At 56.0% G+C, this 22,354-nt stretch carries 26 protein-coding genes; 13 read left to right on the top strand and 13 right to left on the bottom strand.

Annotated features, from left to right (window positions below; translation table 11 throughout):
• Position 1: 1 nt before the first annotated feature.
• Positions 2-382: a TfoX/Sxy family protein gene (locus tag ACQK2Q_RS09145; protein WP_425409437.1), complete on the top strand. Its 381-nt coding sequence runs from the start codon at positions 2-4 to the stop codon at positions 380-382.
• Between the two features lie 49 nt (positions 383-431).
• Here ACQK2Q_RS09145 and ACQK2Q_RS09140 read toward each other — a convergent pair whose 3' ends face one another.
• From ACQK2Q_RS09140 to ACQK2Q_RS09105, 8 genes are all read right to left on the bottom strand, one after another.
• Entirely contained in the window at positions 432-1,142 is a 711-nt protein-coding gene (locus ACQK2Q_RS09140; RefSeq protein WP_425409436.1) for a dienelactone hydrolase family protein, read from the bottom strand.
• A gap of 48 nt (positions 1,143-1,190) precedes the next feature.
• A complete protein-coding gene (locus ACQK2Q_RS09135) occupies positions 1,191-1,364 on the bottom strand; it encodes a hypothetical protein (protein WP_425409435.1) in 174 nt (57 codons plus the stop codon).
• A 19-nt stretch (positions 1,365-1,383) separates the two neighbouring features.
• The gene (locus tag ACQK2Q_RS09130) at positions 1,384-1,572 is read right to left on the bottom strand and encodes a YqaE/Pmp3 family membrane protein (RefSeq protein WP_425409434.1); all 189 of its coding nucleotides are present in this window, start codon (positions 1,570-1,572) and stop codon (positions 1,384-1,386) included.
• A gap of 34 nt (positions 1,573-1,606) precedes the next feature.
• Positions 1,607-1,792, bottom strand: a complete 186-nt coding sequence (locus ACQK2Q_RS09125) for a hypothetical protein (protein ID WP_425409433.1) — start codon at positions 1,790-1,792, stop codon at positions 1,607-1,609.
• Between the two features lie 68 nt (positions 1,793-1,860).
• Entirely contained in the window at positions 1,861-3,279 is a 1,419-nt protein-coding gene (pyk, locus tag ACQK2Q_RS09120) for a pyruvate kinase (RefSeq protein WP_425409432.1), read from the bottom strand.
• A 46-nt stretch (positions 3,280-3,325) separates the two neighbouring features.
• Positions 3,326-3,811 (bottom strand): CreA family protein, encoded by a 486-nt coding sequence (locus ACQK2Q_RS09115; protein WP_425409431.1) that lies wholly within the window; start codon positions 3,809-3,811, stop codon positions 3,326-3,328.
• A 118-nt stretch (positions 3,812-3,929) separates the two neighbouring features.
• Positions 3,930-4,106 carry a hypothetical protein gene (locus ACQK2Q_RS09110; protein WP_425409430.1) on the bottom strand — a complete coding sequence of 59 codons (177 nt, stop codon included), beginning with the start codon at positions 4,104-4,106 and terminating at the stop codon, positions 3,930-3,932.
• 80 nt (positions 4,107-4,186) lie between these two features.
• A complete protein-coding gene (locus tag ACQK2Q_RS09105) occupies positions 4,187-5,152 on the bottom strand; it encodes an NAD(P)H-dependent flavin oxidoreductase (protein WP_425409429.1) in 966 nt (321 codons plus the stop codon).
• A gap of 129 nt (positions 5,153-5,281) precedes the next feature.
• Between ACQK2Q_RS09105 and ACQK2Q_RS09100 the strand changes: the two genes are divergently transcribed.
• Together ACQK2Q_RS09100 and ACQK2Q_RS09095 are read left to right on the top strand one after the other, a co-directional pair.
• A complete protein-coding gene (locus ACQK2Q_RS09100; protein WP_425409428.1) occupies positions 5,282-6,841 on the top strand; it encodes a long-chain-fatty-acid--CoA ligase in 1,560 nt (519 codons plus the stop codon).
• A gap of 215 nt (positions 6,842-7,056) precedes the next feature.
• Positions 7,057-7,818 carry a VPLPA-CTERM sorting domain-containing protein gene (locus ACQK2Q_RS09095; RefSeq protein WP_425409427.1) on the top strand — a complete coding sequence of 254 codons (762 nt, stop codon included), beginning with the start codon at positions 7,057-7,059 and terminating at the stop codon, positions 7,816-7,818.
• A 94-nt stretch (positions 7,819-7,912) separates the two neighbouring features.
• Here ACQK2Q_RS09095 and ACQK2Q_RS09090 read toward each other — a convergent pair whose 3' ends face one another.
• Positions 7,913-9,088: an acyl-CoA dehydrogenase family protein gene (locus tag ACQK2Q_RS09090; protein WP_425409426.1), complete on the bottom strand. Its 1,176-nt coding sequence runs from the start codon at positions 9,086-9,088 to the stop codon at positions 7,913-7,915.
• Between the two features lie 151 nt (positions 9,089-9,239).
• On the opposite strand from ACQK2Q_RS09090, the gene ACQK2Q_RS09085 reads away from it, so the two are divergent.
• Positions 9,240-9,845, top strand: a complete 606-nt coding sequence (locus ACQK2Q_RS09085) for a glutathione S-transferase family protein (RefSeq protein WP_425409425.1) — start codon at positions 9,240-9,242, stop codon at positions 9,843-9,845.
• 3 nt (positions 9,846-9,848) lie between these two features.
• Here the strand turns inward: ACQK2Q_RS09085 and ACQK2Q_RS09080 are convergent, their stop codons facing one another.
• The 3 genes from ACQK2Q_RS09080 to ACQK2Q_RS09070 are packed head-to-tail and all read right to left on the bottom strand — an operon-like array spanning position 9,849 to position 11,417.
• On the bottom strand, positions 9,849-10,334 hold the full coding sequence (locus ACQK2Q_RS09080; protein ID WP_425409424.1) for a hypothetical protein: 486 nt from the start codon (positions 10,332-10,334) through the stop codon (positions 9,849-9,851).
• Between the two features lie 4 nt (positions 10,335-10,338).
• Positions 10,339-10,758 carry a PaaI family thioesterase gene (locus tag ACQK2Q_RS09075; RefSeq protein ID WP_425409423.1) on the bottom strand — a complete coding sequence of 140 codons (420 nt, stop codon included), beginning with the start codon at positions 10,756-10,758 and terminating at the stop codon, positions 10,339-10,341.
• Between the two features lie 17 nt (positions 10,759-10,775).
• Positions 10,776-11,417, bottom strand: a complete 642-nt coding sequence (locus tag ACQK2Q_RS09070; protein ID WP_425409422.1) for a TetR/AcrR family transcriptional regulator — start codon at positions 11,415-11,417, stop codon at positions 10,776-10,778.
• Between the two features lie 48 nt (positions 11,418-11,465).
• Here ACQK2Q_RS09070 and ACQK2Q_RS09065 point away from each other — a divergent pair, with 48 nt between their 5' ends.
• The 5 genes from ACQK2Q_RS09065 to ACQK2Q_RS09045 all read left to right on the top strand — a co-directional run bounded on the left by ACQK2Q_RS09065 (position 11,466) and on the right by ACQK2Q_RS09045 (position 17,959).
• The gene (locus ACQK2Q_RS09065) at positions 11,466-13,076 is read left to right on the top strand and encodes an acyl-CoA carboxylase subunit beta (protein WP_425409421.1); all 1,611 of its coding nucleotides are present in this window, start codon (positions 11,466-11,468) and stop codon (positions 13,074-13,076) included.
• 434 nt (positions 13,077-13,510) lie between these two features.
• Positions 13,511-14,692: an acyl-CoA dehydrogenase family protein gene (locus ACQK2Q_RS09060; protein ID WP_425409420.1), complete on the top strand. Its 1,182-nt coding sequence runs from the start codon at positions 13,511-13,513 to the stop codon at positions 14,690-14,692.
• Positions 14,689-16,647: an acetyl/propionyl/methylcrotonyl-CoA carboxylase subunit alpha gene (locus ACQK2Q_RS09055; protein WP_425409419.1), complete on the top strand. Its 1,959-nt coding sequence runs from the start codon at positions 14,689-14,691 to the stop codon at positions 16,645-16,647. Before ACQK2Q_RS09060 ends, ACQK2Q_RS09055 begins: the two co-directional genes overlap by 4 nt.
• Before the next feature lie 3 nt (positions 16,648-16,650).
• Positions 16,651-17,517, top strand: coding sequence for a 3-keto-5-aminohexanoate cleavage protein (locus ACQK2Q_RS09050; RefSeq protein WP_425409418.1), 867 nt, complete (start codon positions 16,651-16,653; stop codon positions 17,515-17,517).
• Between the two features lie 16 nt (positions 17,518-17,533).
• Positions 17,534-17,959: a VOC family protein gene (locus ACQK2Q_RS09045; protein ID WP_425409417.1), complete on the top strand. Its 426-nt coding sequence runs from the start codon at positions 17,534-17,536 to the stop codon at positions 17,957-17,959.
• An 18-nt stretch (positions 17,960-17,977) separates the two neighbouring features.
• On the opposite strand, the gene trxB is transcribed toward ACQK2Q_RS09045, so the two are convergent.
• The gene (gene trxB, locus ACQK2Q_RS09040; RefSeq protein WP_425409416.1) at positions 17,978-18,940 is read right to left on the bottom strand and encodes a thioredoxin-disulfide reductase; all 963 of its coding nucleotides are present in this window, start codon (positions 18,938-18,940) and stop codon (positions 17,978-17,980) included.
• A 241-nt stretch (positions 18,941-19,181) separates the two neighbouring features.
• Here trxB and ACQK2Q_RS09035 point away from each other — a divergent pair, with 241 nt between their 5' ends.
• The 4 genes from ACQK2Q_RS09035 to ACQK2Q_RS09020 all read left to right on the top strand — a co-directional run bounded on the left by ACQK2Q_RS09035 (position 19,182) and on the right by ACQK2Q_RS09020 (position 22,337).
• On the top strand, positions 19,182-20,324 hold the full coding sequence (locus tag ACQK2Q_RS09035) for a homogentisate 1,2-dioxygenase (protein WP_425409415.1): 1,143 nt from the start codon (positions 19,182-19,184) through the stop codon (positions 20,322-20,324).
• Complete coding sequence (locus tag ACQK2Q_RS09030) at positions 20,324-20,548, top strand: DUF6980 family protein (protein ID WP_425409414.1); 225 nt, start codon at positions 20,324-20,326, stop codon at positions 20,546-20,548. The genes ACQK2Q_RS09035 and ACQK2Q_RS09030 overlap by 1 nt, the downstream gene beginning before the upstream one ends.
• Before the next feature lie 203 nt (positions 20,549-20,751).
• On the top strand, positions 20,752-21,102 hold the full coding sequence (locus ACQK2Q_RS09025) for a hypothetical protein (RefSeq protein ID WP_425409413.1): 351 nt from the start codon (positions 20,752-20,754) through the stop codon (positions 21,100-21,102).
• Positions 21,103-21,323: 221 nt separating this feature from the next.
• Complete coding sequence (locus ACQK2Q_RS09020) at positions 21,324-22,337, top strand: fumarylacetoacetate hydrolase family protein (protein WP_425411137.1); 1,014 nt, start codon at positions 21,324-21,326, stop codon at positions 22,335-22,337.
• The last annotated feature ends 17 nt before the right edge of the window (positions 22,338-22,354 follow it).

The raw sequence follows: 22,354 nt of genomic DNA, 5'->3' as shown, positions 1-22,354 counted from the left end.
CATGCCTGTCTCTGCGTCATATTCCGAATACATCAAAGATCTCTTTTCGCCTTTTGGCGTCATTTCCATCCGCAAGATGTTCGGCGGGGCAGGGGTTTATTGCGACGGCGCATTCTTCGCCATTATCGGCGACGACGATCTCTGGCTGAAGGTTGACGATGTGACGCGCGCCGAGTTTGAGGGCGCCGGGCTCTATCCCTTCGAAGTGGAAATGAAGGGCAAGAAAGGGACCATGTCCTATTATTGCGCGCCGGAAGAAATTTACGACGACAATGATGCGCTTCGCCGCTGGGCGGCGCTCGCCCTGGAAGCGTCAGCGCGCGGCAAAAAGCCAAAACCCAAAAAGAAAAAAGCGCCGCGAAAGAAATCGGCCGGCAAATAATCCGCCGAAACCTTCAATGCATTCATCGCCCGCAAGGGCGGGCTCTATTTTAGCCGAAAAGTTCAGCCAGAAAATTTTTCATGGCTTCCCATGAGCGGCGGTCGGCGTCCTTGTCATAAACGGTGCCGAAATCGGGATCGTTGGCTTGCGGATTTGTGAAAGCGTGCATAGTCCCGCCATAGCCATGCAACTGCCAATCCGCTTTGGCTTTGGTCAGCTCTTCGCCCAGCGCGACTACATCTGACGGCGGCGCCATCGGGTCGTCCCAGCCATGCAGGGCCAGCACTTTCGCCTTTACTTTATCAGAGGTATTGCCGGGCGCGCCCAACAGGCCGTGAAAACTGACGACGCCCGCGACATCCGCGCCCATACGGGCAATATCGAGAACACAAAGGCCGCCGAAGCAAAAACCGATCGCCGCCAGTTTGGAAGCGTCGGTTTCCGGCTGTTCTTTGACGATATCGATATTTTCGGTCAGCCGCTTTTGCAAAAACGGTCTGTCTTCGACAAAGGGTTCAATCAGCTTTTGATTTTCTTCCTTGCTCTGACCGAGCACGCCCTTGCCGAAAAGATCAATGGCGACCCCGGTATAGCCAAGTTCGGCGAGGGCTTTCGCTTTATTATTTTCAAAATCGGAACGGCCCGCCCAGGCATGCGCGATCAGAACAGCCGGCGCGGGCGATTTACCCGGCGCGGCGAGAAACGCTTCAAACTCTTTGCCGTCGATGGAATAGGTGAATGTGCGCGTTTCTACAGACATAAAAGCCGGTCCTCCTGATGCGTTGCTGCTAAGAGGAGTCTGCCATTTTTAATTGACGCTGTCAGTCCCGTCTTTTTGTTTCTCCGCATCTGATTGCGCAGGGCCGTAAGATTGCGTGTCAGGGTCGTCATGCGATTTTTTCCCGAAGAGGGTTCGCGTTACGAACTTGCGTAACCGGGAAAGCGAAGAGTCATTCGGGTATCGGGATTCTTCAAGTTTCATCTTGTCAGCAAACCTTCCTTTATCGGCGCAAGATGATCCACAGAGCGTGAATGACGCCAGGAATATAACCGAGCAACGTCAGTATTACGTTGATCCAGAACTGGGCTGAAAAGCCGACTTCCATGGCAACGCCTACCGGCGGCAGGATGACGGAGAGAATGACGCGGAGAAGATCTCCGCCTGCTGAATCTTGTGTAGGAGACGCCATGAGGTGTTCCTTTCTCTAAATCGTTATGTTCGTGTTATGAACGCGCCAGTAATTTTGTGACTGTCGTGGCGACAGACTGCATAAACGGCTGCGCCGCCTGTGTTATTGACGCCGCCGGCGCTGCCGCCGGTTCAGGCTTCATCGAATCTTCAGGCTTTTGCGCCTGGTTGTCGGACATGATCACGTAGAAAAGTCCGCTCTTGGTGTAGAATTTATCCATCTTACCCTCGACTGAAACCACGAACGGGAAACATCAAGGCGAAAAAATGGTTCCTGTGCGTCGATGAATTAATCGAGGGCGCCTATACGGCTGATTTTCAGCGTATTTGTCTTTCCCGGACGTCCAAAGGGATAACCGGCGATAATAATGATTCGGTCGCCGTCTGCGCCGCCGTTCGCCTTGGCGATAGCGTCGGCGTTTTCGATCATTTCGTGGAAATGCGAAATGTCTTCCGTGACAACGGGACGAACGCCCCAATACAGCGCCAGTTGCCTTGCGACGTCTACATCGGGCGTGGAGGCAATGACCGGACAATGAGGCCGATCGCGCGAAAGACGCCTGGCCGTGGAGCCGGTTTTTGTATAGGCGACGGCGAATTTGCAATCGAGCACTTCGGCGATACGGCGCGCGGAGAGCGTTATAGCGTCCGCAGTCTTGTAGCCTTCCTCTTCCCGCGAAACATTATTGAAACTTTCAGAATCTTCATCCTTTTCCGTTGCCGCGATGATGCGGTCCATAATCGCAACGGCTGTCGGCGGATGGCGCCCGACGGCGGTTTCAGCGGAGAGCATGACGGCGTCGGCGCCCTGATAAACGGCTGTTGAAACATCAGAGGCCTCTGCGCGCGTCGGAGAAATTGATTCTACCATGGATTCCAGCATATGCGTCGCGACGATCACCGGCTTGCCCGCGCGCCGGCAATTGCGGATGATCTGGCGTTGCAGGATCGGCACTTCCTCTGCGGCGCATTCAACACCCAGATCGCCGCGGGCGACCATGATCGCGTCGGAAAGTTCGATGATTTCGTCGAGCTGATCCACGGCGGAAGGCTTTTCAATCTTTGAGATAACGCCCGCACGCCCGTCAATAAGCGCCAGCGCCTCGCGGACATCGTCCGGCTGCTGAACAAATGAAAGTGCGATATAATCAACGCCGAGATCGAGCGCGAATTTCAGATCAGCGCGGTCTTTTTCTGTCAGCGCGGAGATGGGCAGCCGCCGGCCCGGCACATTAATGCCCTTCCGGTTTTTAAGTTCGCCGGGCGTATCAGCCTTGGCGATGATATGACGCGAATTGCGTTCAGAGACGGTGACCTGAAGTTTGCCGTCGTCCAGTTTTAATACATCGCCTGGCTCTAAAATATCGAGCAATTCTGCGTGCGGAATAGGAATAATATTTTCATCGTTCGATTCCGCCGAATGCACCAGTTTATACTCAGCGCCGTAGCGCAGCGTGATCGAGCCGCCGGCAAAGGCGCCGGTCCGGATTTTCGGCCCCTGCAAATCGGCGAAAATTGCTAAAGGCGTGTTTGACGTCTTTTCAATTTCACGGATGGCGCTCGCGACTTTCTCCAGCTTGTCGTGTTCGCCGTGGCTCATATTCAGCCGGAATACGTCAACGCCGGCGTTGTGAATAAGCTGAAGCATGGACGGCGAGGCGCTCGCCGGTCCGATGGTCGCCACAATCTTGCATAAACGGTTTCGCATGGACGTCAGGCTAGGCTGTTTCGGACACGCTGAGAACCGGAAAAACTCACTCAGCGGTCGCGGATGGCGGATTTGTCTTCTGATCGTAGAGCGAGATGGTGGACAAGGCCATTTTCGCCGACCCCTCGACGGGTCTTCGCGAATAGACGACATAAATCAACGTGTTGTTTTCGGCGTCGAAAATTCGCCTGACTGCGATGGATTTAAACACCAGGCTCATGCGCTGCGAAAAAACTTCCTCGCCGTCTTTGCCCATGTCGATCTCGCCGATATTGATGGGGCCGGTCTGACGGCAGGCGATGGAAGCGTTGGATGGGTCTTCAAACCAGTTTCCCTTGGTCGCCCGGTCCCAGAAGCCCCGGTCGAAATGGCTGAGATGACAGGTGACGCCATCGACGTCCGGGTCTTTCAGCGCCTGCACCTTTATTTCATTGCCGATAAAATCGTTTTTGAACTCGCCGACCTCGTTTTCACCGCGGCCGCAACCGGACAAAAGCAGCACCCCCGCCAGAAGAGCAAATATCTTGTTCATCACAATCCAGATAAAAATTGAGCCGGAGACAATATTTCCGGCTCAATAGCAACTGACCGCGGCAATGTTAAGCGCAATTGCAATGGTTTATGCGGGGAGGGGTGGTTTATTCGCGGGATTACTCGGGCGCGTCTTTCCGTTTCGTTTTGGCTGCGGCGCTCATGATGCCTGCGCCCAGGATGACCAAAGCGCCGACGCCAATCCATATTGGCGGAACGCCCAGCAGGTGCGCAGCAACGCCAAGGCCAATGGCCAGCACGATCGCGCCAAGCAGATACGCTGTAAAAGCAGACATGAGTTTCCTCCTTCACCGGACGGTTCAGGGAAGGAAACAGGGCGTATTATGGTTTTGTTCCCGGGGCCGTGCAGCGACGCTCAGGCGCCGCAAACCTGCGCCTTTGCCCCGTCATATTCATCCGCCAGTCGCCTGACCAGCGCAGCTGTGCTGGCGATCTCCTTGACCGCGCCGATGCCTTGCCCGCACCCCCATATATCCTTCCAGACCTTTTTTGCGTTTTCACCGCTGGATTTGAAGTTCATCTTGGAAGGATCGCTTTCCGGCAAATTGTCGGGATCGAGCCCTGCCTTGCTGATCGATGGTTTGAGATAGTTGCCATGAACGCCGGAAAAATAGTTCGTATAGACAATGTCATCGGCGGCGCCTTCGACAACACCGTTTTTGTAGGCCTCGTCTGCGTTTGCTTCCTCGGTCGCGATAAACGCCGAGCCGATATACGCAAAATCCGCGCCCATGGCTTCCGCCGCCAGCACCGATTGACCGCGCGCAATGCATCCCGAAAGCGCGAGCGGACCGTCGAACCACTCGCGTATTTCCTGCACCAGCGCAAACGGAGACTGTACGCCGGCGTGCCCGCCTGCGCCTGCGGCGACGCAGATCAGACCGTCAGCGCCTTTTTCAATCGCCTTGCGCGCAAATGTGTTGTTGATGACGTCGTGAAGAACAATGCCGCCATAGGAATGGATCGCTTCGTAAACTTCCTCCCGCGCGCCAAGCGAGGTGATGACAATCGGCGCTTTGTGTTTCACGCACGCTTCAACATCGTGCATCAGCCGGTCATTGGACCGGTGCACGATCTGGTTGACGGCGTAAGGCGCCATTGGGCTTTCGGGATGGGCCGCATCATGCTCGGCGATCGTCTCGTTTATTTCCGACAGCCATTCGTCAAGCTTTTCGGCGGGGCGCGCGTTCAGCGCCGGGAACGACCCGACAACGCCCGCCCGGCACTGGGCGAGGACAAGCTCTGGGGTCGAAACGATAAACATCGGGGCCCCGATCACGGGAAGACGCAATTTTGACTTTATCTCGCTGACCGAAGGCATAAACTTCTCCAAATTGTTCCGGAAACAGCTATAAGCAAGCCGCTTGCGCCTGCAACACTTGAGCGCAGCGCTTTGCACAAAGCCCGGCGCAGGGCATACTTTCCGCAATAGGGAAACGCGCCAGTTCATATGAAGCAAACAGATATTTTAAATCCGGCCCTTACAGCGGACCTCATCTGGGAGCAGGCCAAGGCCCGTCCCCAGCAGACCGGACTTATTTTTGAAGGCGCGCAATACACTTACGCCCAGATGAATGAGCGCGCCAACAGAGCGGCGCAAGCGCTTTTGGATATCGGGGTCAAGCCGGGCGACCGCATTTGCTGGCTGGCGCGAAACGTCGCCACATTCTGGGATACGCTTTTTGGCGCTGCGAAAATCGGCGCCGTGATAACGCCCATAAACTGGCGTCTGGCGCCCGTGGAAGTCGAACGGATTCTTGACGACGCCGATCCCGCACTTTTTGTTTCCGAACGGGCCTTTCTGGATGCGCTGGACGGCATTGAAGGCCGGCCTGAAGCGACGACAATGGTGCTCCATGAAGGCGGCGACGGCTGTTTTGACACGCTCATCGATAAGCATGACGCGATAGAGCCCGACTACGCGCCGACAAGCGGCGATGTTCTTGTTCAGTTATACACAAGCGGTACGACAGGACTGCCCAAAGGCGTCGTTTTACCGAACAGATGTTATTATGAAGTCGGCGAAGCGGGACGAAAGGCCAGTCTGGTTGTTCCGCAGTCTGAGGATGAAACTGCCTTGCATGCGCTGCCGCATTTTCATGTTGCGGGTGTAAATTTTGGATTGATGGCCATTGCGAGAAGCATGCCCATCATTCAGCACCGCCAATTCGACCCCTGTGCGATCGTCAAAGAGGCGCAAAACGGCAAGCCGCTGAATTCGTTTTTTGTGCCGGCCATGATTATGATGATTTTGGAAGCGGCGAAGACCATGAACGCGCCGCTGGATAATTTTGTTCATGTCAGCTATGGCGCTGCGCCTATGCCCGAACCGCTGCTCAACGCGGCCATGGCCGCAATGCCGAACGCACGTTTTACGCAATTTTACGGCATGACGGAAACGACTGGCGGCGTGACCGTCCTGCAGCATGAAGACCACGCCCACGGCAAAAGACAGCGCGTCTCGGCTGGAAAAGCGCTTCCGGATTGCGAGGTCAGGATTTGTGATCCGGCGAGCGGCGCCGATCTGCAGCAAGGCGAAACCGGCGAGGTGCTTGTTAAATCGAAATTCCTGATGGACGGCTACTGGAATAATCTTGAGGCGACTTCTGAAACGATCAAGGATGGCTGGTACTACTCGGGCGACGCGGGTTATTTCGATGAGAACGGTTTTTTGTATGTGGTGGACCGTATCAAAGACATGATTATTTCCGGCGGCGAGAACATCTATCCCGCGGAAATTGAAACGGTTCTCCTGGGGCATCCGGCCATAAAAGATGTCGCCGTTATCGGCGCCCCTGATGAAAAATGGGGCGAGGTTGTGAAAGTCGTCGCGGTTAAAAAAGACGGGGCGGACATCAGCGCGGACGGTATTGTGGACTTCCTTCGCGATAAAATCGCAGATTTCAAATTGCCCAAATATGTAACGTTTTTGGACATGCTGCCCCGAAACCCGTCAGGGAAAATTCTCAAAACGGCCCTCAGGGACACCGACTCGGCCGAATCGGCATGACCGCGGGCGGTCCGGGAGGAATGTTTCTACTCTTCCCAGTCATTTTTCACCCTCAAAAAGCGACGGATTTCGCAGAATTCGCCTTTCGGTAGCGACAACCCGGCATATTTGGAAAATTAACCTCGATTTTTATCGAATTTGTTGTTTATTCGCTTCCGGTTCGGCGCCGAAATTGATACAAGGGACGTGGAAACTTGTACTTTATTGGGGGAACCATGAAAAAATTAGCTATTTCCATGCTGGGGTTGGGCTTCGGTCTTGCCGCCAGCGCACACGCGGCGCCGATGACCATTGGCGGCGTTAATTTCGACGACAGCAATGGCGTTCAGGAAGCAAAACTGGCCGCCGGCGGATCGCCAGCTTCCGGTTTCAGCGTCGGCGACGACATTGATGAAGTCGAAGGATTTGATCTCGACACTTCCTATCAGCTCCGAAACAACGGCACGAGCGATGATGACGTACTGTCTCTGCTGTTCGCGGAATCGATTGTGAATGGCGCAGGCAGCTGTATCGCATCTGCTGACGAAGATACCGGCCCCGCGTCCGCCGCCGATTACGCTGGTTGCGACCTGCTTATTTTCGAAGCGCTCAATCAGTCGGACAGCCCGACGACTGCGCTGACCTTGATGGCCGCCCAACTCGACCCGCAGCCGCAGCCGCCAGACACAATTCTTGGCGTTCTGCTTTTCTCAGGTGAGTTTGACGTCGACGGCGACGGCGATATCGGTATCAACGAGAATGTCACAATCTGGGGTTTCGATCTTGCGCTGCTTGGCGTCTTGGCTGGCGAAGCCGCCAACAATCCGCTTTTTGTCGGCAGGGATCAGGGCACGCCGGATATTGCAGCTGTCGTTGGTACGAATTTCGGCATGACGCCGACGCCTGAAGTGCCGCTTCCGGCTGCCGCCTGGCTCTTTATTGCGGGACTTTCCGGTCTTGGTTTCGCCGGCCGCCGCAAGAAGAAAAACGCCGCTTAATTTCAAGCCGGTTCAATTCTGAAACGACCAGGGCCCGCTGTGTTCCCCCGCAGCGGGCTTTGGCTGTTGGTGATGCTATTCATGATAGTGCGGGCTACAAATCCAGTTGGCGTGCAGCGAGATCATTCATGATCTCCTCGGAGCCGCCGCCAATCGCCATGACGCGCACCTCCCGGTAGATACGCTCAACGCGGCATCCGCGCATAAAGCCCGCGCCGCCGAGGATTTGCATCGCCTCGCGCGCGCAGAACTCCATGGTCCGCGTCGCCTGGACTTTTAGAAGCGATAAATCGGCAATTGGCGATTCGCCGGTTTTTACCAGCCATGCGCAATGATTGAGATACGCTTGCGAAGCGTTGGTCATGCGCAGCATTTCAGCGAATTTGTGGCGGATGACCTGGTGCTTCGAAAGCGCTTTTGCAAAAGTTTGCCGGTCACGCGCCCAGTCGGCGGCGTCCTCGATGCACACGCGCGCGAACGCGATCGCCTGCGCCGCCATGGCAAGCCTTTCCATGTTGAAATTGGCGACGATGCCGGCGAACCCGGCGTTTTCCTGACCAATCAGATTATCCGCAGGAACCGAGACATTATCGAAATGAATGCTTGCGGTGTCAGACATCCACCATCCCATTTTTTTCAAAGGCGCACGCGAGACTCCCGGCCTGTCGGCCTCGATCAGCAGGAAGGAAAGACCGCCGGCCCCTTCGCCGCCTGTGCGTACGGCCACGGTCAAATAGTCGGCGCGGCAACCGGTTGTGATAAACGTCTTCTCGCCATTGACGATATAATCGCCGCTCTTGCGAACCGCTTTCGCTTTCAGGTTGGCGACATCGGAGCCGCCGGAGGGTTCGGTAATGCACAGCGCGATGAGTTTTTCGCCCGACAGCACGCCGGGCGCGATGCGGGTTTTCAAAGCGTCCGAGCCAAGCGTGATAATCGGCGGCAGGCCGATGCCGTGTGTCATCAGCCCGGCGCAAAGCCCGCCAGCGCCGGCGCGCGCGAGTTCTTCATTGGCGATCAGCGAATGAAAAATATCGACGTCTTCGCTGTGACCACCATAGCGCTCCGGAAAGCCCAAACCGATCAGACCGATATCGGCTGCTTTTTTGTGCAGTTCCCGGGGGAAAGCGCCGGTCTCGTCCCATTCGTTGACGTAGGGCATGATTTCCCGCTCGACAAAACCGCGCACCGTTTTTCGCCACGCCTCATGACTGTCGGTGAGATGCGGCGAGGGAAGGCGCGTTGCGTCAAAGGAGAGCGGGCTGGTCATAAGAACAGAGTTCTGCGCCCGCTGGTTTGCGTCAAGAGATTATATCAGCGATATCGGTCCTGCCGGACTTGATCCGCGATCCGGGGCCATCTTTGCTATATGGAAAATGGGGCCCGGCCCAAAAACAGGCATGATGGGATAACTCAATTTTATGAAACTCTATCACTGTCAGGGCGCCCGGTCCTTGCGTTGCGTATGGGCGCTGGAGGAAATGGGCCTCGATTACGAACTGGTGACGCTTCAGTTCCCGCCGCGCGTATTCGACAAGAGCTACAAGACGGTGAACCCGCTTGGCACCGTGCCGTGCCTGATCGACGGCGATGTCAAAATGACGGAAAGCGCCGGGATCTGCGAATATTTCGGCGTCAAATACGGGCCGACGCCGCTTGCCGTGACGCCGGACGAGCCGGAATACGGCGCCTATCTCAACTGGCTGCACCGGTCGGATGCTACGCTGACCTTTCCGCAGACGCTGGTCTTTCGTTATTCGGCGCTGGAGCCTGAAGAGCGTCGCCAGCCGCAAATTGTCGAGGATTATAGAAAGTGGTTTTTGGGACGATGGCGCGCTGTCGAAGAGGCGCTTGAAACCCGGGACTATCTGTGTGCTGACCGGTTTACCATGGCGGATATCTGCGTCGGCTATGCGCTGAATTTCGCCAATACGCTCGGCATCGAAGAGGCCATGACGCCGAATGTGGAGAAATGGTGGGAGAGGTTGACCGCCAGGGAAGGGTATAAATGCGCTATTATGCATTAAGGTTTATTCTTTGACTTTAATATCAGGTCTGTATCGGTGGATTATAGCCATCACATCATCAGCTTTTATCCATGCCGCGGTTAAGGGAATTGTGAAATCGGAATTTCCTATCCACCATTTTACAGCCCTAGGCCTTCTTTTCCAAAATCTAATGTGGTGGCCAGTATTTTCCGCTAACTCAATTTCAGCCCATTGAATTGAACCTTCCTCGAATATACATATCTTATGCATGCCAATCTTATCGACCGAAATTTTATATTTTTTTGTAACTGCGAGGTAAAAAACAAATGAGCAACAACCAAAAGCAATCGCTGAAATGATCATGCTAAAGAGTATCAGCCAATTAAAAAACTTCCCGTCGTAAAAAATAGCGATGGCGCTAATAAGTAAGGCTCCAAAAAACGACGCAAAAACAATCCATACCGATTTTGAAAGAGTTACTTCGTCGATAGTTGATCGCGAGCTAATAGGCATAATCTCATTATACATAGGTCTATCTTAGAGGCCACAACACCATCTGCGTACATCTAAACAGCGCAATCGACTTTCCTGTGTCTCGATGTTTGACAGTCGCGTCCCATAACTGCGTGGTGCGGCCGAGATGCGCGGCTTCCGCGCGGCATTCAATCACGCCCTCGCGCGCCGTGCCGAGGAAATTCGATTTGAGTTCAATGGTCGTAAAGCCGCTGGCGCCTTCGGGCAGGGATCGAACGCAACCGTATCCGCAGGCGCTGTCCGCCAGCGTCACGATCGTTCCGGCGTGCAGGAAACCGTTGGGCGCCATCACCGCCTGTCGAACTTCCAGCTCCGCTTCGGCCCATCCCTCGCCAATGCCGGTGAAATGGAGGCCGAGCAGGCCTGGCAAATAATCCGCGCCGTAACTGTTTAAGTTGCTTTGGTTCAGATCAGCCATAAGTGCGCTCGCGATAATTAGCGCGATGATTCTGTGGCTATACTAACCCATGCGTCAATAACGTTATGCATGCGTTTATCATCACCGATGAGACCGTCATGCACCAGCAAACCGGTCATCATGCAACGGCCGATGGTGAGTATGGCTTCGAGTTCATCGGCGTTTTCATCACTTGAAGGCAACAGATCGCGTAGCTCAATCTCGATGCCGCGGCGCCAGGTTTCAAGCCGGGGCGCAATGCGTTCGCGTAAAGCCTCGTTCGTCCGCGCCGCGACGAGAATTTCCAGAAGCGCGCCATATTCGTCAGTCGTGAACTGTTCGCGCCAGGATCGGTGGATCATATTGCTGAACGCGTTTTTGTCCTTGTCTATGTTCAGTTTGGCGCGCTGGAACCATTTGATGGAGCGGCTCAGCAGAAATTCCGCTGTCGCCTCGACGAGATCATCCTTTGCCGGGAAGTGATGCTGCAGCGCGCCGAGGCTGACCCCGGCGGCGTCGACAACCTGTTTAATCGACGTTCCATGATAGCCGCGCGCAGAGAGACAATAGACAGCCCCTTCGCAGATCCGCTGGCGCATGACGGCGGATTTTTCTTCCTGACGGCGCGTGGGCCTGCGGCTGGGTGGGGTTGTTTCCTGATCTTGACGTGCGACGGTCATTGCAATAAAACAATACGATCATATTGTTTTGTCAAGACCCGTTTGGCGATGCCCGTATTTGAATCCGAGATCGATCCGCGCACAGAAACTTTTGCGAAGAACCGCGCCGATCATCTGAAACTGATCGAGGAATTTCGCGCGCTTGAAGCAAAGGTGGCGGATAATTCCGCGCGGGCGAAACCGAAATTTGAAAAGCGGGGACAACTCCTTCCGCGCGAACGCCTGGCGCTGATCCTCGATCGCGGCGCGCCCTTCATCCAGCTATCTACGCTGTGCGGCTACAAGATGCATGACGACGACGGCGACAAGACGATCTCCGGCGGCGGCGGGATTTCCGGTGTCGGGTTTATCTCGGGCGTGCGCTGCGTTGTTTCCGCCTCCGACAGCGGCATCAAGGGCGGCGCCGCGACGCCCATGGGCGTCCACAAGGCGCTGCGCGCGCAGGCGCTGGCGCTGGAAAACAAACTGCCTTTCGTGCAACTCATCGAAAGCGCCGGCGCCAACCTCATGCGCCAGTCGGAAATGTTCGTGCCCGGCGGTCGCACCTTCGCCAATCTCGCCCGGCTTTCCGCCGCCGGCTGTCCGGTGATTTCCGTCGTGCACGGATCGTCTACGGCGGGCGGCGCCTATCAGACGGGCTTGTCCGATTATGTGGTGGCTGTGCGCGGTAAATCGAAAGTGTTTCTGGCAGGTCCGCCCTTGCTGAAAGCGGCGACGGGAGAGATTGCAACGGACGAAGACCTTGGCGGCGCGGAAATGCATTATCACGTTTCGGGCACGGCGGAATATATGGCGGAGAATGACGGCGACGGCGTACGGGTCGCGCGGGAAATCGTCTGTAAACTCGGCTGGAATAAAGCCAGCGGGCAAAAACGGTTTGAGGAACCGCTTTACGGCGCGGAGGAATTGCTTGGCGTCGTACCCGTCGATTATCGCCAGCCCTATGACTCGCGCGAAGTTGTTGCGCGTATTGTCGATGGTTCTGATCTCCTTGGTTTCAAGGACGGCTATGGCGCGGCGACAGTCTGCACGCACGCCGCCATCGCCGGTCACGAAGTGGGGATCATTTCAAACAACGGCCCGATTGACGCCAACGGCGCCGCGAAGGTCGCGCAATTCATCCAACTGATGGATCAGGCGGGAACGCCGGTGATCTTTCTACAGAACACTACCGGCTATCTTGTCGGCACGGACGCGGAGCAGAACGGCATCGTCAAGCATGGGTCCAAGATGATCCAGGCGGTGACGAATATGCGCGTGCCGAAACTGACCCTGCATATCGGCGCGTCTTTCGGCGCCGGGAATTACGGCATGTGCGGGCGCGCCTTCGATCCGCGCTTTATTTTCGCCTGGCCGAATAATCGCATCGCCGTGATGGGCGGCGAGCAGGCGGCGAAAACCATGCGCATCGTCGCCGAGGAAGGCGCGCGCAAGAAAGGCGAGGAGCCGAACGCGCAATTCCTCGACGGCATGGCGAAGCACATTGTTGATACCTATGACGCAGAGTCGACGGCGCTGTTTGCGACGGCGCGGATGTGGGACGATGGTCTCATCGACCCGCGTGACAGCCGAAAGATGCTGGCGTTCTGCCTCGATACGCTCGCGGAGGCGGCGCGGCGGGAATTACGGCCAAACGCTTTTGGTGTGGGCAGGATGTGATGAGACAAACGCACTCACTTCACTCCCTCTCCCCCTTGGGGGAAAGGGCTGGGGTGAGGGGGAAGGAATACTGATGTCGAAATTGACTACCCTCACCCGTCAAAAGCATGCTTTTGACCCCTCTCCCGCCAGCGGGAGAGGGGAGAGGTACGATACTTGTTTGCGATTGAAAGACCTAGTTTGATGAGTCATCAATTTACGGAATGAAATGATGCCCAAGCACAAAAAGAATCCCGGTTTTATCCAGACATTCTTAGGTGTAGTTTTCATTCTTGTGCCATTTTTCTGGCTACTATGGTTGCTCGGCAGTAAAAACGATCCGATTTTTTTCTTTATAATATCAAGTGGTGCGGCTGTTATATCTGGTGTCGCTGGAGGTCTAATGAATATTTTTTTGAACAAAGCTTCTTCGAGGGACTGCAAGGAATAAACACGTGAAACTCACAACCGAACACGAACAGATCCGCGCGACTCTGAAGAAATTCATCGATACGGAAGTCAATCCGTATGTAGATGAATGGGAAGAGGCGGAGATTTTTCCCGCCCATCAGGTGTTCAAAGGATTGGGCGATCTGGGGCTGTTGGGCGTCACCAAGACGGAACAATATGGCGGCATGGGGCTCGACTGGTCCTATGGCGCTGTGGTGGCGGAAACGCTGGGCCATATTAAATGCGGCGGCGTACCCATGGCGATCGGCGTCCAGACCGACATGGCGACGCCCGCGTTGGCGCGGTTCGGTTCCGACGCCGCCAAGGAAGACTTCCTGCGCCCGTCGATTTCCGGCGATTATGTATCCTGTCTTGGGGTGTCGGAGGTCGGCTCCGGCTCCGACGTCGCGTCTATCAAGACCACGGCCAAAAAAGACGGCGACGATTACATCATCAATGGCGGTAAGATGTGGACCACCAGCGGCACACAGGCTGACTGGATGTGCCTTCTGGCGAATACAGGCGACGGCCGCGCGCATGAAAACAAGTCGCTGATCTGCTTGCCGCTGAAAGACGACAACGGCAAACATCGCAAAGGCATCACCGTCGCACGCAAGCTCAAAAAACTCGGCATGCGTTCATCCGACACGGCGGAGTTTTATTTCGAGGATGTGCGCGTCCCGCAGCGATATCTGATCGGCGAGGAGGGCGCAGGGTTCATGTATCAAATGCTGCAGTTTCAGGAAGAACGCCTGTGGGCGGCGCTGTCGAGCCTAGTCAGTCTCGACGCCACCATTGACGAGACGACGGAATACGCCCGCCAGCGCAAGGCGTTCGGCCAGTCGATCCTTGACAATCAGGTTGTGCATTTCCGGCTCGCGGAACTGAAAACCGACGTGCAGGCGCTGCGCTCGCTCACCTGGGATGCGGTCGAAAAAATGATGGAAGGCGAAGACGCCACCATGCTCGCCTCCATGGCGAAGCTGAAAGTCGGCCGACTGGCGCGCGAGGTCAACGACTCCTGCCTGCAATATTGGGGCGGCATGGGCTTCATGGAAGAAACCAATGTCACGCGCGCCTATCGCGACGGGCGCCTCGCCTCCATCGGCGGCGGCGCCGACGAGGTGATGCTGTCGATCATCTGCAAATATCTCGGCACGCTGCCCGGCAAGTCGAACAAGGCATGATGCGCATCCGAAAACTCCTCGTCGCCAATCGCGGCGAAATCGCCTGCCGCATCATGCGCACTGCGAAGATGCGCGGGATCAGGTGCGTTGCGGTTTATTCCGATGCGGACGCTAATGCGCTCCACGTTCGAATGGCCAATGAAGCGTATCATATCGGTCGCGCGGAACCGGCGCAAAGCTATCTGAATATTGACGCCATTATCGCCGCTGCGAAAGCGTCCGGCGCAGACGCCATTCATCCGGGCTACGGATTTTTGTCCGAGCGCGCCGATTTCGCAAAAGCGTGCGCCGATGCGGGGGTCATCTTCATCGGGCCGCCGGCGAGCGCTATCGCCGCCATGGGCGACAAGCGCGAAGCCAAGCGCCGCATGATCGATGCAGGCGTGCCCTGCATTCCCGGATATCAGGGAGACGATCAGTCTGACGCTGTGCTGGTCGCAGAAGCGGAGAAAATCGGTTTTCCCGTGATGGTGAAAGCCTCAGCCGGCGGCGGCGGGCGCGGCATGCGGATTGTTGAGAATAAAGAAATGCTGGCGGATGCAATAAAATCCGCGCGCAAGGAAGCGGAAAACGCTTTCGGCGACGGAACGCTTTTACTCGAACGCGCGGTCGCCGGCGCGCGTCATGTCGAAATTCAGGTCTTTGCAGACAGCAGCGGGGCTTGCGTTCATATGGGAGAACGCGATTGTTCCCTGCAGCGGCGCAACCAGAAAGTTATTGAAGAAGCGCCGTCGCCGGTAATCACACCGGAAAAGCGCGAGGAAATGGGCGCAGCGGCGGTAAAGGCGGCAACGGCCGTTGGCTATGTCGGCGCCGGCACGGTTGAGTTTCTCTATGATCCCGCGCGCGATGAGTTCTATTTTCTGGAGATGAATACGAGGCTGCAGGTGGAGCACCCGGTAACGGAGATGGTGACCGGGCTGGATCTCGTCTCGCTGCAACTCGATATTGCCGCAGGCGCGCCGTTGCCCTTCCTGCAAAGTGATGTGTTGCTTAGCGGGCATGCGATTGAGGCGCGGCTCTACGCCGAGGATCCAGCGCAAGACTTCATGCCCCATTCCGGCGACGCGGCCATTCTTGAATGGCCTGATATGGAAGGGGTGCGTGTCGATACCGGCGTTGAGCAGGGCGGCCGCGTCACGACGTTTTACGATCCCATGATAGCGAAGATCATCGCTTGCGGCGGAAATCGTGATGAAGCCCGTGAGAAACTCAGCGCGGCGCTCCGCGAAACGCGATTGCTGGGCTTCGCGCATAATCGTGATTTTCTGGTTTCCCTGCTGGAAGATGAAACTTTTACAAAAGGCGAGGCGGATACCGGGTATATTGAACGGAATTTAGCGCTGCTATCGAAACGCAAGGCGCCGGGCGGCGAAGCAGCGATTGCATTGGTGGGCGCCGCTGTGGTGGAGCAGTCATTCGATGATCATCTGACCGGGTGGGACTCGCGCGGGGCGCCGGGTTTTCCGCTCCAGTTGGCGAATACGGCACAGGAAATTATCAGCGCCGCGATTGAGCTTGAAGGGCCACGCGTCACGGCGGCGTGCGGCGAAATGAAAACCAGCATAGAGGTGATCGAGAAGTCGGAAACGAGCATCCGCTATCGTCATGAAGGCCGGATTTCCACGGCGCATTTCCACCGACACGGCTATCACATCGAAATAGACGCTGATGGCGCGTGGGAGCGGTATCTTGATTTTACGCTGGCCCCGGCAATTGAGGAAGGCGCAGGCGATGATGTTGTAAAAGCGCCGATGGCGGGCCTCATTACAAGCGTCAAAGTCGGCTGCGGTGATCCGGTTTCAAAAGGGACAGTCGTCGCCACTGTTGAAGCGATGAAAATGGAACATCAGCTCAAAAGCCCGCGCGACGGCGTCATCGCGGAGGTGCTGGCGAAAGAGGGAGATCAGGTCGCGATTCGATCAAAACTGATTGTTCTTGAGGCGGAGGAGTAAGCCATGCCGGACAAAGCCATCATCACATGCGCGCTGACAGGCGTTCTCACCAACCCCGAACAGCATCCCGTGCCGGTGACGCCCGAACAAATGGCGGCTGAAGCAAAACGCGCTTATGACGCCGGCGCAACGATAATGCATGTGCATTACCGTCAGCAGGAGAAAGGCAAGGGACATCTTCCCAGCTGGGACCCGTCGATTTGCAACGAGATTAACGATGCGATCCGCGCCGCCTGTCCTGACGTCGTCATCAACATGACAACCGGCGTTGTCGGAACTGATTATGATTACGTTCTCGAATATCTGCGTGCGTGCAAGCCGGAAATGGCGGCGTGCAACGCCGGTACGCTGAATTATCTCAAAACACGTAAAGACGGTTCATGGGCGTGGCCGCCCATGGTGTTCGACAACCCGGCGTCGAAAGTCAAAGACCATATCGAGGTGATGAACGAATGCGGGATTCTGCCCGAATTCGAATGTTTCGATATCGGCATTGTGCGTTCTGTCGGGCTCTATATGGAAAACGGCATGACCGATCATGCGGATTATAATTTCGTTATGGGCGTTGCGAGCGGCATGCCGGCGGACCCTGAGCTGTTGCCGTTGCTTATCAGATACAAGAAAGAAGGCATGCCGTGGCAGGCGACGGTTATCGGCCGCCAGGACGTTTGGACTGTGCACAAACGCGCGGCGGAACTTGGCGGCAATTTGCGCACTGGTCTTGAAGACTGTTTTTACCTGCCGAATGGCGAAAAAGCGTCGTCAAATGGACAGATGATTGAGGCGCTCTCGTCACTTGCCCGTGAAACGGGACGAGATGTGACGACAGCGCACGAAACGAGGGCTATGCTCGGAATTTCATTATCATGAAAAACGGGAGAGACCGATGTCCCTGAATCCGTATCTGACATTTGACGGTAATTGCGGTGAAGCTTTCGATTTTTACAAATCAGTCTTTGGCGGCGATTTCATGATGCGATCGACTTTCGCCGAAGGCCCGCCCGACATGGGCGTCGGCGATGAGTTCAAAGACCGCATCATGCACGTATCGCTGCCAATCGGCGGTAATGTCTTGATGGGGTCTGACACAGCCGGCGACTCAAGCGGGCCATATGTTCAAGGCACGAACATTTCAATTTCTCATGCGCCGGACTCCAAAGCGGACGCAGATGAGAAATTTGCCAAGCTTGCTGGCGGCGGCATGGAAATCATGCCCATGCAGGATGTTTTCTGGGGCTCTTATTTCGGAATGTGCGTCGACAGGTTCGGCGTCCGCTGGATGCTCAATCTCGATACGGGTAACGCGTCTTAAGCGGTCGTTGCGAAACGCTTACTCCGCCGCCTCGGCGGCATGCGTCGTTTCTTCAGCGGCGAGAAACTTTTCTGCTTCCAGCGCGGCCATACATCCCATGCCGGCCGCGGTCACCGCCTGGCGATAGATATCGTCGGTGACATCCCCGGCGGCGTATACGCCGGGAATCTGCGTGGTCGTCGAATCCGGCGCGGTCACGAGATAGCCGTGATCTTTCATCGTCAGCTTGCCCTCGAACAGTTCCGTCGACGGTTTATGACCGATGGCGATGAACACGCCGTCGACCGCAATGTCGTGCGTTGCGCCGGTGCTTGCATGTTTCAGACGGGCGCCCGTCACGCCCAGCGGATTTTCATCGCCTAAAATTTCATCGAGCTGGTGATCCCAGATAATCTCGACATTTTCCTTGTTGAAAAGGCGTGTTTGCAGAATCTTTTCAGCGCGTAACTCATTGCGGCGATGAACGAGCGTAACCTTGGCGGCGAGGCCTGATAAATAAAGCGCTTCTTCAACCGCTGTGTTGCCGCCGCCCACGACGAGAACATTCTTGTTGCGATAGAAAAAACCGTCGCAGGTGGCGCAAGCGGATACGCCAAAGCCCTGGAATTTTTCTTCCGACGGCAAGCCCAGCCATTTCGCCTGTGCGCCTGTTGCAATCACCAGCGCCTGCGCCTCATAGCTCTCGCCGCTGTCGCCGGTCAGCATGAAGGGGCGCCTGGAGATATCAACATCCGTGATGATGTCGTTGATGAATTCCGTGCCCATATGTTCCGCCTGTTTTTGCATCTGCTCCATCAGCCAGGGCCCCTGGATAACGTCGGCGAAGCCCGGATAATTTTCGACGTCCGTGGTAATGGTCATCTGGCCGCCCGGTTGAATGCCATGCACGAGGACGGGTTTCAGCCCGGCGCGCGCAGCATAAATCGCCGCCGTCAGGCCAGCGGGCCCGGAGCCCAAAATCAGCAGTTTCGTCTTCTTCACAACTTAATCCTCGTCATCATGGACCGAATACAAATGCGGAGATGGTTCGCCGCGCCTCTTATGGCAAGCGCGTCGCCCGCCCCTCGCGAAGGCGTTACCAAAACCGGGGAATAAGGGGAAGGCTGGCTTTTCCACGGGGGGACGGCTTCGGTGTGCGTTTCCAGCTATTGTCCTGAGATGCGCATAATGGTAACAAATGTTACTAATTTTGCCGATTTCAGTCGTTAAGAGGATACAGCCGATGGCGCGAAAATGGATCACTCCGTCCCGAGTGGAAGGCGAGGCCTCGCGTCAGGCGCATGCGGACATGCCGGCCGGCACTTATGAGCGGGAGATTTCCAAAGAGGGTTTTTTCGGGCCCGCCGCCTTTATGCATCACAAGCGCCCGCCGACCGGGTGGGTGTATTTCGAGGGACCCTTGCGGCCGCGCGCTTTTGACCTTGCCGCGCTTGACGGCGCCAATCCTTGTCCGTGGCATGCGACGCGAATTCTGCACAACCAGGCGACGGAAATCCGCTTCTGGAAACTCGATCAGGCAATGCCGGCGCTAGCCCGCAACGCAGACGGCGATCAGATCCTGTTTATTCACAAAGGTGAGGGTGATTTGTTTTGCGACTATGGCCATCTGGCCTTCGAGGCGGGCGACTATCTGATGCTGCCGCGCGGGACCATGTGGCGGCTGGCGCCGTCAACTCCGCTTTGCATACTGATGATTGAGGCGACGAACAGCCATTACACCTTGCCTGACAAAGGGCTACTCGGTCCCCATGCGATTTTCGATCCGGCGATGCTGGACGCGCCGAAAATCAACGACCAGTTTAAAACGCATCAGCAAGACGATGGCGAGACGCGCGTGGACATCAAAAAGCGCGGAAAGATTTCCGTCGCGACATACCCATATAATCCGCTGGATGTTGTGGGATGGCATGGAGAGCTTTCGCCGGTGCGATTGAACGTGCGCGATATTCGCCCGGTCATGTCGCACCGCTATCATATTCCGCCGTCGGCGCATACGACGTTTCTGTCGGACCGGTTTGTCGTATGCACGTTTGCGCCGCGGCCGTTTGAAACAGATCCCGGCGCGCTGAAAGTGCCGTTTTTTCACAATAATGATGATTACGACGAAGTCCTTTTTTACCACGCCGGGGATTTCTTCAGCCGCGACAATATCGACGCCGGCATGATGACGTTTCATCCGTCGGGCTTTACCCATGGACCGCATCCAAAGGCCCTGAAAAACATGCTGGAACAAAAAAGCCCTGCGACTAACGAATACGCAGTAATGATCGATACGCGCGACCCGCTGGAGGTTGGCGACGGCGTGGGCGAAGTGGAAAACCGGGATTACGTAAATTCGTGGCAAACGCAGGGCGATATCGATTAATGGCCCGTACGCAGCACCCAAATCCTGAAGCGCTTTGCTGCGAGTCTATGCAAGCGGCGCTGGAAGTGAATTGTGACACGCATGACGATCCTTTCGAATGTCCGGATAGTCTCATTGCCTATAATGAAGGCTTAAATCAGTTCGGACTGATTGTGCATGACGGCGGGCGTAACGTCGTGCTGATTCGCCATTGTCCATGGTGCGGCGCAACGCTGAATCCGTGAAACTCTCGATGCGGATAAAGTGTAAACTCGCGCGTTTTTCTTGATAATTCGAAAATCCCTTACGCCATTGTAACGCGCTGAAAGCCAGCTATAGCGGGGGTTTTTGCATCAATTCACCATATGAAAGCGATACCTGTGCGGGGCGATGGAACCTGTCGAAATCGCAAGTGTATGTGAGGCATTACGGCACAGGAGAGTGAAGTATGTTAAAGAAAGTTTCGTTCGCACTGCTCGCATCAGGGGCAATGTTGGTGAGCGCGCCCGCTGGCGCACAGGTTAATCTTGGCGTAGGCGCAGACGTCGATCTTGGCGTCGATGTAAGGGTCGGTGACCCATATACGTATCGTGGATACAATTCCGGCCGGTGGTATTACGACGATTATGATCGCCGTGGGCGTTACTACGATTCATATGGCGGGTATGATTGCCACAAAGGGTTCAAATATACATGGGAAAATGATTATCGCGCCCGGTATGAAGCCTATTGGTGTTTTGACGACAATGATCGCCGCTATGAGGTCGAGCGCACACGCACGGTTGTACGCGTGCGATAGCAGACCTTAAACCATACAAGAGTCAGAAACCCGCTGGAGCAATCCGGCGGGTTTTTTACGCAAAGCGCTATTTGGCGATTTGTCAGCGCGCGATTGCGCAGGGACATTGACCGATACCCGTAAAGGCGTCAGGAATAGCGGGAAGTCGCAGGATCGTTTCAAGCGATATGCAAAAGGCGACCCGCGCCGCGCCAAAGACTGAACTGATCGAGGATCACAAAATGAAACTTGCTTCCCTGAAATCCGGCCGCGACGGCAGGCTTGTCGTTGTTTCAAAAGATCTGACGCGTTACACGGATGCGGCGCGCGTCGCGCCGACTTTGCAGGCGGCGCTTGACGATTGGGAGACGGCGGCGCCGGCGTTGGATGAGCTGGCGCAAGGGCTGGAGTCGGGTTCTGTACCGGCGGAAAGGTTTCATGAGCGCGAATGTGCGTCGCCGCTGCCGCGCGCCTATCAGTGGGCGGATGGTTCCGCCTATATCAATCACGTAGAACTGGTTCGAAAAGCCCGCGGCGCCGAGGTGCCTGAAAGCTTCTATGAAGACCCGTTAATGTATCAGGGCGGTTCGGATTGTTTTCTGGGGCCTCGGGATGCGATTGTGATGCCGACTGATGAAGGCTGGGGCATCGATATGGAGGGCGAGGTTGCGGTTATCACCGGCGACGTGCCCATGGGCGTCACGGCGGAAGAAGCGGGCGACTACATTAAACTCATCATGCTCGTGAACGATGTTTCACTGCGAGGCCTCATACCGGGCGAGCTGGCGAAAGGATTCGGCTTTTTCCAGTCCAAACCGTCATCGGCGTTCAGTCCGGTTGCGATTACGCCGGATGAACTTGGCGATGCATGGGACGGCGGCGCCGTGCATCTGCCGCTGCTGGTGCGCTACAACGGCAAGCCGTTCGGCCAGGCAAACGCCGGCGTCGACCTCACATTCAATTTCCCTCAACTCATCGCCCACGCCGCGAAATCGCGTCCCTTATGCGCTGGCGCGATCATCGGTTCCGGCACTGTTTCGAACAAACTGGATGGCGCACCGGGGAAATCTATCGAAAATGGCGGGGACGGTTATTCGTGCATCGCGGAAATCCGGATGATCGAAACCATCCAGGACGGAGAAGCCAAAACGCCTTTCATGAAGTTCGGCGATACGGTTGAAATCAAGATGAAAGACCGGGATGGGCGCTCTATCTTCGGATCGATAGATCAGCGCGTAGAAAAATACACCCGGTAGAAATTGAGCGATGGTTG

Origin of the sequence: Hyphococcus sp., assembly GCF_965228385.1 — a bacterium.
Classification (GTDB): domain Bacteria; phylum Pseudomonadota; class Alphaproteobacteria; order Caulobacterales; family Parvularculaceae; genus Hyphococcus.
The sequence above is the reverse complement of the archived record's forward strand: the minus strand, read 5'-3'. Positions and strand labels throughout refer to the sequence as shown.

What these genes read in the sequence shown, in the direction of transcription:
- ACQK2Q_RS09025 (WP_425409413.1), top strand. Translation starts at nt 20,752, where the DNA reads ATGTTAAAGAAAGTTTCGTTCGCACTGCTCGCATCAGGGGCAATGTTG.
- ACQK2Q_RS09065 (WP_425409421.1), top strand. Translation starts at nt 11,466, where the DNA reads ATGCCCGTATTTGAATCCGAGATCGATCCGCGCACAGAAACTTTTGCG.
- ACQK2Q_RS09115 (WP_425409431.1), bottom strand. Translation starts at nt 3,811, where the DNA reads ATGAACAAGATATTTGCTCTTCTGGCGGGGGTGCTGCTTTTGTCCGGT.
- ACQK2Q_RS09050 (WP_425409418.1), top strand. Translation starts at nt 16,651, where the DNA reads ATGCCGGACAAAGCCATCATCACATGCGCGCTGACAGGCGTTCTCACC.
- ACQK2Q_RS09085 (WP_425409425.1), top strand. Translation starts at nt 9,240, where the DNA reads ATGAAACTCTATCACTGTCAGGGCGCCCGGTCCTTGCGTTGCGTATGG.
- ACQK2Q_RS09110 (WP_425409430.1), bottom strand. Translation starts at nt 4,106, where the DNA reads ATGTCTGCTTTTACAGCGTATCTGCTTGGCGCGATCGTGCTGGCCATT.
- ACQK2Q_RS09090 (WP_425409426.1), bottom strand. Translation starts at nt 9,088, where the DNA reads ATGACCAGCCCGCTCTCCTTTGACGCAACGCGCCTTCCCTCGCCGCAT.
- ACQK2Q_RS09145 (WP_425409437.1), top strand. Translation starts at nt 2, where the DNA reads ATGCCTGTCTCTGCGTCATATTCCGAATACATCAAAGATCTCTTTTCG.
- ACQK2Q_RS09080 (WP_425409424.1), bottom strand. Translation starts at nt 10,334, where the DNA reads ATGTATAATGAGATTATGCCTATTAGCTCGCGATCAACTATCGACGAA.
- ACQK2Q_RS09030 (WP_425409414.1), top strand. Translation starts at nt 20,324, where the DNA reads ATGGCCCGTACGCAGCACCCAAATCCTGAAGCGCTTTGCTGCGAGTCT.
- ACQK2Q_RS09045 (WP_425409417.1), top strand. Translation starts at nt 17,534, where the DNA reads ATGTCCCTGAATCCGTATCTGACATTTGACGGTAATTGCGGTGAAGCT.
- ACQK2Q_RS09105 (WP_425409429.1), bottom strand. Translation starts at nt 5,152, where the DNA reads ATGCCTTCGGTCAGCGAGATAAAGTCAAAATTGCGTCTTCCCGTGATC.
- ACQK2Q_RS09075 (WP_425409423.1), bottom strand. Translation starts at nt 10,758, where the DNA reads ATGGCTGATCTGAACCAAAGCAACTTAAACAGTTACGGCGCGGATTAT.
- ACQK2Q_RS09125 (WP_425409433.1), bottom strand. Translation starts at nt 1,792, where the DNA reads ATGGATAAATTCTACACCAAGAGCGGACTTTTCTACGTGATCATGTCC.
- ACQK2Q_RS09020 (WP_425411137.1), top strand. Translation starts at nt 21,324, where the DNA reads ATGAAACTTGCTTCCCTGAAATCCGGCCGCGACGGCAGGCTTGTCGTT.
- ACQK2Q_RS09100 (WP_425409428.1), top strand. Translation starts at nt 5,282, where the DNA reads ATGAAGCAAACAGATATTTTAAATCCGGCCCTTACAGCGGACCTCATC.
- pyk (WP_425409432.1), bottom strand. Translation starts at nt 3,279, where the DNA reads ATGCGAAACCGTTTATGCAAGATTGTGGCGACCATCGGACCGGCGAGC.
- ACQK2Q_RS09070 (WP_425409422.1), bottom strand. Translation starts at nt 11,417, where the DNA reads ATGACCGTCGCACGTCAAGATCAGGAAACAACCCCACCCAGCCGCAGG.
- ACQK2Q_RS09055 (WP_425409419.1), top strand. Translation starts at nt 14,689, where the DNA reads ATGATGCGCATCCGAAAACTCCTCGTCGCCAATCGCGGCGAAATCGCC.
- ACQK2Q_RS09095 (WP_425409427.1), top strand. Translation starts at nt 7,057, where the DNA reads ATGAAAAAATTAGCTATTTCCATGCTGGGGTTGGGCTTCGGTCTTGCC.
- ACQK2Q_RS09035 (WP_425409415.1), top strand. Translation starts at nt 19,182, where the DNA reads ATGGCGCGAAAATGGATCACTCCGTCCCGAGTGGAAGGCGAGGCCTCG.
- ACQK2Q_RS09140 (WP_425409436.1), bottom strand. Translation starts at nt 1,142, where the DNA reads ATGTCTGTAGAAACGCGCACATTCACCTATTCCATCGACGGCAAAGAG.
- ACQK2Q_RS09130 (WP_425409434.1), bottom strand. Translation starts at nt 1,572, where the DNA reads ATGGCGTCTCCTACACAAGATTCAGCAGGCGGAGATCTTCTCCGCGTC.
- ACQK2Q_RS09135 (WP_425409435.1), bottom strand. Translation starts at nt 1,364, where the DNA reads ATGAAACTTGAAGAATCCCGATACCCGAATGACTCTTCGCTTTCCCGG.